Origin of the sequence: Shimia sp. R11_0, assembly GCF_017744035.1 — a bacterium.
GTDB classification, from domain to species: Bacteria; Pseudomonadota; Alphaproteobacteria; order Rhodobacterales; family Rhodobacteraceae; genus Shimia; species Shimia marina.
Genome location: NZ_JAGHQY010000002.1, coordinates 331470 through 344695, shown reverse-complemented (window position 1 = coordinate 344695; position 13226 = coordinate 331470). Strand labels below are relative to the sequence as shown.

The following is a 13226-nucleotide window of genomic DNA, read 5'->3' as shown; positions in this document are numbered from 1 at the left end:
CAGGAGTCAGCGATGAGCCAGAAACGCAGCATTTTTGAAGAGGTTGGCAGCGAGGGTCCAAAAGAGGCCCCCAAGGCTGTTGGCGTGATTGACAGCGGGGCCAAGGGCGCGCGGCGGGGCATTCGGCTCTGGCTGATGATCCTCTTTGTACTGGTGGTGCTGATGATCGCCGTGGGCGGGCTGACCCGGTTGACCGATAGCGGGCTTTCGATCACCGAATGGCGCCCTGTGACCGGGGCGGTGCCGCCGATGAGCGCGGCGGATTGGCAAAGCGAATTTGAGAAATACAAACAGATTGACCAATGGGCGATCGACAACAACTGGATGACGCTTGAAGATTTCAAGTTCATTTACTGGTGGGAATGGGGCCACCGTCAGCTGGGGCGTGTGATTGGTCTGGTCTGGGCGTTTGGCTTTCTTGGCTTTGCCGTGGCGCGGCAAATCCCTACCGGATGGACCGGGCGGCTTTTGCTGATTGGGGGTCTTGGGGGCCTTCAGGGCGCAATTGGCTGGTGGATGGTGGCCTCCGGAGTGACCTCTGGGGAAGGGGTCACGACCGTGGCGAGCTACCGTTTGGCGACGCATCTGGGGCTGGCCTTTCTGATCCTTGGTTTCATCACATGGTACATTCTGTTGCTGGGGCGCAGTGAACGGGACCTGATGCAGGCGCGGCGCGGCAAAGAGGCCAAGCAGTTCTCTCTGGCGACGGGGCTTTTGCATGCCACCTATGTTCAGATCCTGCTGGGTGCGCTTGTGGCGGGCATTGATGCGGGGCGCTCTTACAATGACTGGCCTTTGATGGCGGGGCAGATCTTCCCTGCGGAGGCCTTTGATCTGGAACCGCTGTGGCGCAACTTCTTTGAGAATGCCGGGCTTGTGCAGTTTGTGCACCGCAGCTGGGGCTATCTTTTGATGATCTTTGCCATTGTTGTGTGGCGGCGCGGGCAGGCTTCGGCACATAAGGCCACCCGGTTTGCCTTCAATATGTCACTGGCGGCGGTGTTCCTGCAGATGGTGCTGGGCGTGGTCACGGTTCTGACGTTTGCCCATATGCATGTGGCCATCACTCATCAGATCATGGCGGTGATTGTTGTTGTGCTGATCCTGCGGGCGCGCTTCCTGAGCCATTATCCGATTGCCACGTCGCTGCGCGACGCAGCCTGAAACGACAATCCTGAAAGGGGAACAGAAGATGTCTGCATATGAGCAGTTGATGGCCTTTGAGCACACCACTCAGGCGCTTGGTCAGGTGGCCGGGCGTCTTGGCTGGGATCAGGAAGCGATCATGCCGAAAGGTGCCGCTGGGCAGCGGGCCGAGGAAATGGCGGCGATGGAAAGCGTACTGCATGCGCGCCGGATTGATCCCAAAGTGGGGGAGTGGCTGGCGGCGATTGACACAGCCCAGCTCGACGAGGTCGCCAAAGCCCATGTGCGCCATATTGCGAAAACTTATGCGCGCACCTCGAAAGTCCCGGCGGATCTTGCGGCGGAAATTGCCAAGGTGACGAGCCGGTCGCAAGGGATTTGGGCGCAGGCGCGCAGTGACGAAGATGTGGCCGGTTTCCTGCCGACATTGCAGGAGGTGGTGAACCTCAAGCGTCAGGAAGGGCAGGCGCTTGCGGCAGGTGGCGACGTTTATGACGCCATGGTGGATGATTATGAGCCGGAAATGACGGCGGCTGAGATCGCGGCCATGTTTGATGCCATGCGCCCGCGTCTGGTGGCGCTGCGTGCGGCGGTGCTGGCCGCCGAGGCTCCACAAAAGCTCAGCGGGCATTTTCCGGCGGACAAGCAGATGGCGCTGACGGCCAAGCTGGCGGCCTCTTTTGGCTATGATTTTGACCATGGGCGGATTGATTGCGTGACCCATCCGTTCTGCTCGGGCTCCGGTCAGGATGTGCGGATCACAACGCGGACGAGTGAAAATGACCCGTTCAACTGTTTTTACTCCACGATCCATGAGGTCGGGCATGCGGCCTATGAGCAGGGCATTGATGATGCCTATCTGTTGACCCCGCTGGGGCGGGGCGTCTCCATGGGGGTGCATGAGAGCCAGAGCCGGATTTATGAGAACCAGCTTGGGCGTGGCCGGGCCTATACGGGTTGGCTGTATGAGCAGATGAAGGCGGAATTTGGCGATTTTGGCATTGAGAGCGCTGAGGCGTTTTATGGCACGGTGAACCGGGTCAATGATGGCTATATCCGCACCGAGGCGGATGAGGTGCAATATAACCTGCATATCATGTTAAGATTTGATCTGGAGCGCGCCCTGATGCTTGGGGCTCTGGCGGTAAATGATCTGGAGGCGGCCTGGAACGATCGCTTCAAGGCTGACTTTGGTTATGCGGTGGATCGGCCTTCCAATGGCGTTTTGCAGGACGTGCATTGGTCGGTGGGGCTGTTTGGCTATTTCCCAACCTATTCTCTGGGCAATGTCTACGCGGGCTGTCTGAATGAAGCGTTGCGGGCGGCGGTGCCGGGATTGGACGCGCAATTGGCGCAGGGCGATACTTCGGCCGCGACGGGCTGGTTGCGGGAGAACCTTCAGCGCCACGGTGGCCTGCGTGAGCCAGCGGCGACCATTGAGCATGCCACGGGCAAAGCCCCAAGTGGCGCGCCGCTGCTGGATTATCTGGAGGCAAAATTTGGCGAGATCTACAAGCTCTGAGTGGTTGTTGCGGAGTCTAAGGGGAGGGCGCTTTGGCGTCCTCTTTTTGTTAGGGGCATGTGCCGTGTTGACCTGATAAAAAAAGGGCGCGCCCAGTTGCAGATGGAACGCGCCCAGTTGGCTAGGTAACTTTAGTTGAGCGGCCTAGAAAGAGGGTGAAGCCGCTGAGGACTGACAACTGGGCTTGGGGGCGAGAACCGGGTGTGGGGTATGATACGAAGTCCACCGCTCCCTGAAAGCACCACTGGGGTTGTTGCCGCTATGAAAATCCAGAAACGCACCGCAAGAAAGTCGGGTATTACCGCGCCGTCCTGGACGTAGAGCGACGTCAACGACACGACTGCCATGACCGACCAGAGCGCAATGAGACGGGGCGCGAGCCCCAGGCCGAGCGAAACAGCGGCCAAAATCATTTGCGCACTTACGATATGCTTCATCCACTCAGCGCTCATGACTCTGTCAAGCGCGCCAATGACGGATTGGCCCGGAACGTCGAGCCAGTAATAGATCACCTGTTCCGCGAGCAACACGACGATGACAATTCTGCAAAACAGAAGAGCAATATTCCGGGCAATCTGCGTGGGGTTGGGCTGATCATTCATAGTTGCCTCAAATTCAACTAGTTACACTTAGACAAAATTTTTTTGTTGTTATGAATCAATCTTTTCCTTCTAGCGCGCATGTTGCAATCTCAAATTGTGCAGCCATGAAATTGCATTTTTGTCGGTTGCTTAGGGTATTCCCTACTCTGGATCGGGAAAGGTTGCCTTGCAGGCAGCGCCCTCTTTTTTGAAGGTCGCTCGGATCCAATCTGTGACAGCGCGGATCGTTGGGTCGGACTTTCGACTTTCGTGAAAACAGAGAAACAGCGGCACTTTCTTGACCATCGTCGGGTTGACGCGCAGGAGTTTGGCCGCATGTTCACGGGCCACCACCCGGGGCAGCACGGTGGCGCTGCCGCTGCTGAACATCATGCGGCTCGCATCGGCAAAGGTATCAAGATGGTGGGTGGCCGGGCAGCCGAAAATGGTTTCTCCTATGTCTTCGACATGGAAGGCGTCTTCGGCTTCCCGCCCGGCGATCCAATGCGCGTGCTGTTCTGGCCGGGTGTCTTGGGGGGCGAAGGCCTCCAACGTCATCTGCCCAATCGCTTGTGTCATCAGGCGGCCTTGTTCGGGTTGGACTGAGGTGATGATGATATCATTCTTGCCCAATCCTGTGGTGGCGGCGGAACGGTGCAGAGTGACGTTAAGTTCTGGGGCCGAGGTGGTCAGATTTTTGAAGTTTGGCAACAGGATGCCGGTGACAATGCAGGCGGGTGCCTCCACGCTGATGGGGCCAGACGGGTTAAGCGACGTTGCGTGTAGCTCGCTAAGGGCTTTGTCCAGTTGCGTGTGAAATCCGGCCACAAGATCCAGGAACTGTGCCATATCCGGATTGGGGCGCCAGCCATCAACATGCTTGCTGTAGACAGGTAGGCCGAGGGTCTCGGTGAGGCGGGTCATACGGCGAGAGACGGTGGCCGGGTCAATCCCAAGGTTTTTTGCGGCCCCAGAGAGGCTTTTTGTGTCAATGACGGCTGACAGGACGCGCAGGTCGTCCCAATTCAGGTCGTGGGCGTTCATCATGAGAACCATACCATTTAAATAAAAAACTAAGTGAGTGGTGTCTTGTGGTAGGTGGAAAATTTCGGTCAGTGCAAACCGCCTTTCAGACCGCCCGAAATTGAGCGGCACAAAGAAAAACGGCCTTATTCCTAGCGATGAAAGTGCTGGGTCGTGGGTGATTGTTGTTTCGTTAATACTGTCAACAATTCACACTTTCCTATGCCTTACATAGGAATTCATTATGCGTTTTTAAGTCAAATTGTTTTTTGAAACCGTGCCAGATCGGCGAAAAACAGGGGGATTTCTCCCCCTGTTTGTGCGCTTTACGAAACGTCAGCTCTCGGCTGTGTCGTCTTCATCCTGCTCGGCAATCCAAGCGACGGAGACCACTTCTTCGTTCTTGCCGGTGTTGAACACCCGCACGCCGCCCGCATTGCGGGAGCGGAAAGAGATGCCATCCACAGGCACGCGGATCGACTGTCCGGTGGAGGTGGCCAGCATGATCTGATCGCCTAGCTCGACTGGGAAGGAGGCCACCAGTGCACCACCGCGCATGGCTTTGTCCATCGCGGCCACACCCTGACCACCGCGTCCACGGACCGGATAGTCATGGCTGGAGCTGAGTTTGCCTGCGCCGCCTTTGGTGATCGTAAGGATCATGTTCTCGGCGGCCGACATTTCGGCGTAGCGCTCTTGCGAGAGTTCCCCTGCTGGGGCGTCTTCGTCGTCGCCACCGTCGTCAGTCAGGCCAGCAACCGCGCGGCGCATCTTGAGATAGGCTGCCCGCTCTTCGCTTTCGGCACGGAAGTGGCGGATGATGGACATCGAAACCACTTCATCATCGCCGTTGAGCTTGATGCCGCGCACACCGGTGGAGGCGCGGGAGTTGAACACGCGCACTTCGGTGGTGGGGAAGCGGATCGCCCGGCCCGAGTTGGTGACCAGCATCACATCGTCCTCTTCGGTACAGATGCGGGCGTTGATCAGCTTGGTGTCGGCGTGGTCATCCTCAAACTTCATGGCGATCTTGCCGTTGGCTTTCACATTGGTGAAATCAGACAGGCGGTTGCGGCGCACAGTGCCCGCAGAAGTCGCAAACATGATTTGTAGATCGTCCCATTCATCCTCGGGGCGATCCACCGGCATGATGGCCGCGACAGAAACGCCCTGTGGAATTGGCAGGATGTTCACGATGGCCTTGCCTTTGGCGGTGCGCCCACCCAGCGGCAGGCGCCAGGTCTTGAGCTTATAGGCCATGCCATCGGTGGTAAAGAACAAGAGCTGCGTATGGGTGTTGGCCACAAAGAGGGTGGTGACGACATCCTCTTCTTTGGTCTGCATGCCCGAGATGCCCTTGCCCCCGCGTTTCTGGGCGCGGAAGTCGGCCAGCGGGGTGCGTTTGATGTAGCCACCGGAGGTGACCGTCACGACCATGTCTTCACGCTCGATCAGGTCTTCGTCGTCCATGTCGCCAGACCAGTCGACGATTTCGGTGCGGCGCTCAACGGCGAAATTGTCACGCACTTCGCGCAGCTCATCGCTGATGATGCCCATGATGCGCTCACGCGAGCCGAGGATTTCAAGGTATTCCTTGATCTTGGCAGCGAGTTCTTCGAGCTCGTCGGTGACCTCTTTCACACCAATCTGGGTGAGGCGTTGCAGACGCAGCTCCAGAATGGCGCGGGCCTGTGTTTCGGACAGGTTGTAGGTGCCATCCTCGTTCATGGTGTGGGTCGGATCGTCGATGAGACGGATGTAGCCGGCGATTTCAGCAGCAGGCCAGCGGCGCGTCATCAGCTTTTGACGGGCTTCTGCGGCATCTGCAGAGCTGCGGATGGTTGCCACAACTTCATCAACGTTGGTCACGGCCACGGCCAGACCACAGAGGATGTGGCTGCGTTCACGCGCTTTGCGCAACAGATGGGCTGTGCGGCGCGCGACCACATCTTCGCGGAAGTCGATGAAGGAGGTCAGGAAGCGGCGCAGAGTGAGCTGCTCAGGGCGCCCACCGTTCAGAGCCAGCATATTGCAGCCAAAATGCGTTTGCATTGGGGTGAAGCGGAAGAGCTGATTGAGCACCACTTCGGCGGTGGCGTCGCGTTTCAGCTCCACCACCACGCGCACGCCGTCCCGGTCGGACTCATCCTGCACATGGGCAATGCCCTCGATGCGCTTATCCCGCGCGGCTTCGGCGATTTTTTCGATCATCGACGCCTTGTTCACCTGATAGGGGATCTCGTCGATGATGATGGCATAGCGATCTTTGCGGATTTCCTCGACGCGGGTTTTGGAACGGATCACAACGCTGCCGCGGCCTTCAAGATAGGCTTTGCGCGCGCCAGACCGGCCCAGCAGGATACCGCCGGTTGGGAAATCAGGGCCGGGCACATAGTCAATGAGCTGCTCAGAGGTCAGATCCGGCTCTTCGATCAGCGCCAGCGTGGCGTCGATCACTTCGCCCAGATTGTGCGGCGGAATGTTGGTGGCCATACCAACGGCAATACCGCCCGCGCCGTTGACAAGCATGTTGGGGAAGCGCGCAGGGAGCACGGTTGGCTCCTGGTCTTTGCCATCATAGTTGTCTTGGAAATCAACGGTTTCTTTGTCGATATCGGCCAGCAGTGCAGCCGCCGGTTTGTCCATGCGCACTTCGGTGTAACGCATGGCCGCCGGGTTGTCGCCGTCCATGGAGCCGAAGTTGCCCTGACCATCCAGAAGCGGCAGCGACATGGAGAAATCCTGTGCCATCCGCACAAGCGCGTCATAGATCGCGCCATCACCGTGGGGGTGGTATTTACCCATCACATCGCCAACCGGACGCGCCGATTTGCGGTAGGCTTTCTCATGGGTGTTGCCGGTTTCATGCATTGCATAAAGAATGCGGCGGTGCACCGGTTTGAGGCCATCCCGCAGGTCCGGAATGGCGCGGCTGACGATCACGCTCATGGCGTAGTCGAGATAGCTGGCGCGCATTTCCTCCTCGATGGTCACAGAAGGACCGTCGTGGATCATCCGCTCATGCGTGTTTTCGTCTTCGTTTTCAGGGGTTTCCGGCGTGTCGCTCAAGTCCCGATCTCGCTTCTTATTGGCGGTCCATATGTTGTTAACACGCTTATATCAGAGGCGACATGTGGGGTGCAATGGGCATGGTGAATTTGAGAGAATGAGCAAGAGCGTACATTGAAGGGACGTGGGGTGATGTGCGTGTATTGCTAAAATTGCTTCATTGGGCCCAATATGCAACGATTGGTATCGTTTGATTGCTTTGAGGTTTTTGAAATGAAGTTTTCTGTGTTTTATCTTGTTTTAGGGCTTGGATGTGTTTGCGGTTGTAGAGCGACGGTGGACGCCAATTATGCTTTGACCAATGCTGGTGTTGTAAATTCGGGCTTGCACAGCCTGTCTTCATTTTACCTTTGGGATATGAAGTCTGGTACGATTAGTGAGCTGGAAACAGGATCAGATCCAAAGAGCTGTTGTCGCGCCGTAGGGAGTGGAACCAGTTTTGCAGCTGGGGGGATAACAAACATTGGTGTGAAGGCCACAGGTCGTGCGGCGGGAAAGGAGGCGGCCATCGCGTCTGAGATTGCCCAAAATGCCTATTTGCAGCTCAATGTTTTTTCAGAAAATAAAACTAAGGAACCAAAGACAGAACTGCATAGGGACTTAAATGGTGAAGACGGTGATGAATACAAGGTGCAATGGCAACTGGAAGACGCTCTCAATCCAGAAGCAAAATTACGTTATCTCAAGATCACGCGATCACTGACTGCAGAAAGTGCTGAGATTTTTTATGGGACCGCTGCAACAATCGGTACGTCCTTTCCGGTAGAGACCGTAAAGGGAACAATCGAAGTTGAGGTGACTGCGTCGAGCTTCAATAAATTTGAAGGCGGCACTACTCCAGCTATCGTGGAGTATGCTGTTTATAAGATTAAGAAATTGAGGAATGAAAAGGGCAAAATAGTATATCGATTTGTCGATGACACCTCAATCACTGCTAGTGATATTGCCGCTGCGCTCAAGGCAAGAAGCGCAGCTCAGCAAAAGTAATTCCTGTCCTCAGGCGGAGCAGCTCGCGCCGCCCAGAACGCAGAATTTGGCGCAATGCGGGTGGTTGAGAAGCACCGGTTTTTCCGCGTCTTTAAGCGTGGGGCCAAGATCAAACTCTTCCACATAAGGCAAAAGGGTGCAGGCCACGACGGAGGCATGATCAGAGCCTTTGCGGCGCACGACCATGCGGGAGCTGGCGCACATGACCTCATTGGGAGATTTGTTCAGAATTCCCCAACATTCGGTTGTGATTTCAGGCACTTCCACGGTTTCGTCCATTTCGGGAAACAGGATGGTCTGGCCGGGGTTATGCGCATCAATGGGAAAGTTGTGGGCCTCAAACAGGGCGGCGTAGCCTGCGCGGGAGTCCGCATCGGTTTCCCCCCAGAGCGTGCGGCCCGCGACTTTCATCTGAAAGCCTTCATCGCGCAGCCACTGCATGCCTTCCAGCATTTTGGCAAAAGATCCTGCGCCACGTTCGGCATTATGGTTGTCAGGATTCCAATGATCGATGGAAATGCGGAAGGTGAGTTTGTCACGGTAGGTTTCACGCAGCTCCAGCAGGCCCTGCTGAACGCGCTTGCGCATAAGCGGCTGCATCGCGTTGGTGAGGATCAGCACCTCATAGCCACGCTCCAGCGCGCGGCGGGTGATCTCGATCATCTCGGGGTTCATGAACGGCTCGCCGCCAGTGAAGGCGATTTCGCCCACATTCCAGGCGCGCGCGTCCAATTGATCAAGGTAGTCGCTGACCTCATCGGCGGTGATGTAAAGCAGCGCGTCATTGGTGGGCGAGGAGAGAATATAGCAGTTCTCACACTGAATGTTGCAGAGCGTGCCAGTGTTGAACCAGAGCGTCTGCGGATCACTGAGTTTGACATGGGCGCGTGTCTCCCCCTTTGCGGTGACAAAGGGGTTTTCAAACTTGCCGAGATTTGCGTGATCTTTCATGAGACTGCCGATTTTTGGGTACCTCAGCGGTCATACCGAAAGTTTACCGCCATGGCCAAGGTTTGTGTTTATCTTCTGACACAGTTGTGATGCATGGTTGCGATGATATGGTTGCGGTGTTAGGGCTTCGGTAGCGCTAACGGAATACTGATGGCATCCGGCGCGATACGGAGAGCTTAGGCAGCACAAGGCTTAGAGGGCAAAGGGCTTATACGGATGGTGTCTCGTATTATTCCGGTGGAAACATTTGATCTGGTGATTTTTGGCGGCACGGGTGATCTGGCACGGCGCAAGATTCTGCCAGCTTTGTTCAAACGGTTCTGTTCTGGGCAGGTGCCTGATGGCAGTAAATTGATCGGCGCGGCGCGCTCTGACCTTACCACGCAAGCCTACCGCGCATTGGTGGCAGAGGCCCTGCTGGAGTTTGTGGGCGACATCGCCTCTGATGCGGAGACGGTGCGCGCCTTTTGTGAGCATGTGCATTATGTCTCTGTTGATGCGCGTGGAGAGACAGGCTGGTCTGCGCTGGCGGCGGAATTGTCACCGGGGGCGGTGCGCGCTTTCTATTTTTCCGTTGGGCCGGGGGTGTATTCAGATCTGGCGCGTGGACTTGAACGTCATGGTCTTGTGGGGCCTGAGACGCGGATAGTGGTGGAGAAACCCTTTGGTCATGATCTGGAGACGGCGCAGGCGCTGAACCGGGAATTGGCGCAGCATTTTGACGAGAGCCAGATTTACCGCATTGACCACTATCTGGGCAAGGAGACGGTGCAGAACCTGATGGCGGTGCGCTTTGGCAATATGCTTTTTGAGCCGCTGTGGAATGCGCAATATATTGATCACATTCAGATCACCGTGGCCGAAACCGTGGGGGTGGCCGGGCGCGGAGATTATTATGAAAAGTCCGGCGCCATGCGGGATATGGTGCAAAATCATCTGATGCAGCTTTTGTGCCTGATTGCCATGGAGCCGCCCGCGCAGTTTGAGCCCGACGCGGTGCGCGATGAAAAGCTCAAGGTCATTCGCGCGCTGGATGCGGTGCAGCCCCATCACATTGTGCGTGGCCAATATACGGCGGCGGATGGCGCGGCGGCCTATCGTGAGGACGTGGACAATCCACGTTCCAAGACAGAAAGCTTCGTGGCGCTGAAGTGTCAGGTCAACAACTGGCGATGGGCGGGTACGCCGTTTTATCTGCGCACCGGCAAGCGCTTGAGTGCGCGCGACAGTGAAATCACGGTGGTGTTCAAAGACACGCCCCATTCGATTTTTGGTCCCGAAGCCGGGCGGCATCGCAATGAACTCAACATTCAGCTGCAACCCAATGAAGGTATCACACTGAATGTGACCATCAAGGAGCCGGGCCCCGGTGGCATGCGGCTTGTGGATGTGCCGCTGGATATGAGCTTTGCCGAAGCGCTGGGGCCCAAGGTGCAGGGCTCTTCTGATGCCTATGAGCGGCTGATCATGGATGTGATCCGGGGCAATCAGACGCTGTTTATGCGCGATGATGAGGTCGAGGCGGCCTGGGCCTGGACAGATCCGATCATCCATGGCTGGGAAGCGCGCGGGGATGTGCCCAAACCCTATGATGCCTTCGCCGATGGGCCGGATGATGCGGTTGTGATGATGCGCCGGGATGGGCGTGAATGGAGAGGATTGGACAAATGAATTTCAACACCTACCCGGATACAGAAATGATGGCCATTGATGTGGCCAATGTGATTGCCGACGATCTGGCCGAAGCGCTGCATCAGAAAGACCGGGTTGTGCTGGCGGTGCCCGGTGGCACCACGCCGGGGCCGATCTTTGACGTTCTGAGTGCCGTGGATCTGGACTGGGACCGGGTGGATGTGGTGCTGACCGATGAGCGCTGGGTGCCGGAAGATCATGACCGCTCCAATTCCGCTCTGGTGAAGGCGCGGTTGTTGACCAATCGGGCGGTTGCGGCGCGGTATCTGCCGCTTTATGCGCCTGCACAGGCGCCAGAAGCGGTGCTTGCCGAGCTTGAGAGCGTGATTGCCGGGGCTTTGCCGTTGGATGTGGCGCTGCTTGGCATGGGGGCAGATATGCATACGGCCTCGCTGTTTCCGGGATCCGATGGCTTGGAAGATGCTTTGGCTGCGGATGCGCCGATCTTGATACCGGTGCGCCGGGAGGATTTGCCAGATATTCGTATTACCCTCTCTGCACGTGTGTTAGATGGGGCCATGCGAAAGCATATTTTGATTAAGGGTGCGGACAAACGCGAGGCGCTGAACGCCGCACAGAATTTGAAAGCGACAGAAGCGCCTGTTAAGGCAGTGTGTTCTGGCGCAGACGTGCATTGGACGGAGTAACGAGTGATGTGGACCACCTTGGATGGGATGCGCACCGCAGCGCAATCGCGCGAGATTGCCGATTTGTTTGCGCAGGATGCAGAGCGGGCCACGGGGTTTGCCATCACCGCAGAGGGGCTGCGGTTTGATTACAGTAAGACATCCATCGATACCGCAGGGCGGACAGCTCTGATTGCGCTGGCGGAGGCGGCGGGGCTGGTGGAAAAACGCGCTGCCATGTTTGCAGGCGAAAAGATCAATCAGACCGAAGGGCGCGCGGTGCTGCATACGGCGCTGCGCAATCTGGGGGAGACGCCGGTGTTGGTGGAGGGGCAGGATGTTCTGCCTGAGATCCGCGAAACCCGCGCCCGCATGGCACGGTTTGCCGCAGCGGTGCGCGATGGCAGCTATCCGGGCGATGGGCGGCGCATCACCGATGTGGTCAATATTGGCATTGGCGGATCAGATCTTGGCCCCCTGATGGCGGTGTTGGCGCTGGCCCCTTATCACGACGGGCCCAAATGCCATTTCATTTCCAATGTGGATGGCGCGGATGCGACCGATACGTTGGAGGGGCTGGATCCGGACACCACTTTGGTGATTGTCGCCTCCAAGACCTTCACCACGCAGGAAACCATGATGAATGCGCGCACAGCCCTGGCTTGGGCCGGGGGTGCAGAGGCACTGGACCGGTTTGTGGCGATCTCTACGGCTGAGGCGCGCTGTGCGGAGTTTGGCATTCCGGCGGAGCGGGTCTTTGGTTTTGAGGATTGGGTCGGGGGCCGCTATTCGGTCTGGGGCCCGATTGGATTTTCACTGATGCTGGCGATTGGGCCGACGGCCTTTGAGGGCTTTCTGGAAGGCGGGCAGGCGATGGACCTGCATTTTCAGAGCGCTGATTTTGCCGACAATCTGCCAGTGATGCTGGCGCTGGTCGGGATCTGGAACCAGCAGGTCTGTGGCCATGGCACGCGGGCGGTTCTGCCATATGAGCAGCGGCTGGCGCGGCTTCCGGCCTATTTGCAGCAGCTGGAAATGGAGAGCAACGGCAAGGGCGTGGCGATGGATGGCCGCCCGCTTGACCGTGTCGCGGGGCCTGTGGTTTGGGGCGAGCCGGGCACCAATGGGCAACATGCGTTTTATCAGTTGATCCATCAGGGACAACAGGTTGTGCCCTGTGAGTTCCTTGTGGGGGCGGAGGGGCATGAACCTGCCCTTGGGGAGCATCACCGCGCGCTGGTGGCAAATTGTCTGGCGCAGTCTGAGGCGCTTTTGAAAGGGCGCAGTGAGGCGGAGGCGCGGGCGCAACTGGCGGACAAAGGTCTGTCAGGGGATGCTTTGGATCAATTGGCGAAGCACCGGGTTTTCAGCGGCAACCGCCCGTCCACGACATTGGTTTACCCAAGGCTGACGCCTTTTGTTCTGGGACAGCTTGTGGCGCTTTATGAGCATCGGGTGTTTGTGGAAGGGGTGATTTATGGCATCAACTCCTTTGACCAATGGGGGGTGGAGCTGGGCAAGGAGCTGGCCGGAGGTCTGCTTGAGGCTGTGGCCAGTGGGCAGGCGCCAGAAGCGGCCTCTGCATCCACAAAGGCGCTTCTGACGTATATTCGCAGCTTTCAGAGCTGA

Annotated in this window: 10 protein-coding genes; 6 read left to right on the top strand and 4 right to left on the bottom strand. The window is 57.4% G+C overall.

Features of this window, described 5'->3' with window-relative positions:
* The first annotated feature begins 12 nt into the window (after positions 1 to 12).
* Both ctaA and J7382_RS06165 read left to right on the top strand, forming a co-directional pair.
* Positions 13 to 1164 carry a heme A synthase gene (ctaA, locus tag J7382_RS06170; protein ID WP_209068028.1) on the top strand — a complete coding sequence of 384 codons (1152 nt, stop codon included), beginning with the start codon at positions 13 to 15 and terminating at the stop codon, positions 1162 to 1164.
* Between the two features lie 28 nt (positions 1165 to 1192).
* Positions 1193 to 2668 carry a carboxypeptidase M32 gene (locus J7382_RS06165; RefSeq protein WP_209068027.1) on the top strand — a complete coding sequence of 492 codons (1476 nt, stop codon included), beginning with the start codon at positions 1193 to 1195 and terminating at the stop codon, positions 2666 to 2668.
* 131 nt (positions 2669 to 2799) lie between these two features.
* On the opposite strand, the gene J7382_RS06160 is transcribed toward J7382_RS06165, so the two are convergent.
* The 3 genes from J7382_RS06160 to gyrA all read right to left on the bottom strand — a co-directional run bounded on the left by J7382_RS06160 (position 2800) and on the right by gyrA (position 7341).
* Positions 2800 to 3270 carry a hypothetical protein gene (locus J7382_RS06160; protein ID WP_209068026.1) on the bottom strand — a complete coding sequence of 157 codons (471 nt, stop codon included), beginning with the start codon at positions 3268 to 3270 and terminating at the stop codon, positions 2800 to 2802.
* A 141-nt stretch (positions 3271 to 3411) separates the two neighbouring features.
* Positions 3412 to 4293, bottom strand: coding sequence for a LysR family transcriptional regulator (locus tag J7382_RS06155; protein WP_209068025.1), 882 nt, complete (start codon positions 4291 to 4293; stop codon positions 3412 to 3414).
* A gap of 315 nt (positions 4294 to 4608) precedes the next feature.
* On the bottom strand, positions 4609 to 7341 hold the full coding sequence (gyrA, locus tag J7382_RS06150; RefSeq protein ID WP_209068024.1) for a DNA gyrase subunit A: 2733 nt from the start codon (positions 7339 to 7341) through the stop codon (positions 4609 to 4611).
* Between the two features lie 171 nt (positions 7342 to 7512).
* Between gyrA and J7382_RS06145 the strand changes: the two genes are divergently transcribed.
* The gene (locus J7382_RS06145; RefSeq protein WP_209068023.1) at positions 7513 to 8328 is read left to right on the top strand and encodes a hypothetical protein; all 816 of its coding nucleotides are present in this window, start codon (positions 7513 to 7515) and stop codon (positions 8326 to 8328) included.
* Positions 8329 to 8337: 9 nt separating this feature from the next.
* Here the strand turns inward: J7382_RS06145 and J7382_RS06140 are convergent, their stop codons facing one another.
* The gene (locus J7382_RS06140; protein WP_209068022.1) at positions 8338 to 9279 is read right to left on the bottom strand and encodes a radical SAM protein; all 942 of its coding nucleotides are present in this window, start codon (positions 9277 to 9279) and stop codon (positions 8338 to 8340) included.
* 216 nt (positions 9280 to 9495) lie between these two features.
* On the opposite strand from J7382_RS06140, the gene zwf reads away from it, so the two are divergent.
* The 3 genes from zwf to pgi are packed head-to-tail and all read left to right on the top strand — an operon-like array spanning position 9496 to position 13226.
* Complete coding sequence (gene zwf, locus J7382_RS06135) at positions 9496 to 10950, top strand: glucose-6-phosphate dehydrogenase (protein WP_209068021.1); 1455 nt, start codon at positions 9496 to 9498, stop codon at positions 10948 to 10950.
* Positions 10947 to 11618, top strand: a complete 672-nt coding sequence (gene pgl, locus J7382_RS06130) for a 6-phosphogluconolactonase (protein ID WP_209068020.1) — start codon at positions 10947 to 10949, stop codon at positions 11616 to 11618. The genes zwf and pgl overlap by 4 nt, the downstream gene beginning before the upstream one ends.
* Before the next feature lie 6 nt (positions 11619 to 11624).
* Positions 11625 to 13226, top strand: coding sequence for a glucose-6-phosphate isomerase (pgi, locus tag J7382_RS06125; protein ID WP_209068019.1), 1602 nt, complete (start codon positions 11625 to 11627; stop codon positions 13224 to 13226).

Bases quoted from the DNA above. Each gene is read 5' to 3' on its own strand.
- ctaA (WP_209068028.1), top strand. From the start codon at position 13: ATGAGCCAGAAACGCAGCATTTTTGAAGAGGTTGGCAGCGAGGGTCCA.
- J7382_RS06165 (WP_209068027.1), top strand. From the start codon at position 1,193: ATGTCTGCATATGAGCAGTTGATGGCCTTTGAGCACACCACTCAGGCG.
- J7382_RS06160 (WP_209068026.1), bottom strand. From the start codon at position 3,270: ATGAATGATCAGCCCAACCCCACGCAGATTGCCCGGAATATTGCTCTT.
- J7382_RS06155 (WP_209068025.1), bottom strand. From the start codon at position 4,293: ATGAACGCCCACGACCTGAATTGGGACGACCTGCGCGTCCTGTCAGCC.
- J7382_RS06145 (WP_209068023.1), top strand. From the start codon at position 7,513: ATGCAACGATTGGTATCGTTTGATTGCTTTGAGGTTTTTGAAATGAAG.
- J7382_RS06140 (WP_209068022.1), bottom strand. From the start codon at position 9,279: ATGAAAGATCACGCAAATCTCGGCAAGTTTGAAAACCCCTTTGTCACC.
- zwf (WP_209068021.1), top strand. From the start codon at position 9,496: ATGGTGTCTCGTATTATTCCGGTGGAAACATTTGATCTGGTGATTTTT.
- pgl (WP_209068020.1), top strand. From the start codon at position 10,947: ATGAATTTCAACACCTACCCGGATACAGAAATGATGGCCATTGATGTG.
- pgi (WP_209068019.1), top strand. From the start codon at position 11,625: ATGTGGACCACCTTGGATGGGATGCGCACCGCAGCGCAATCGCGCGAG.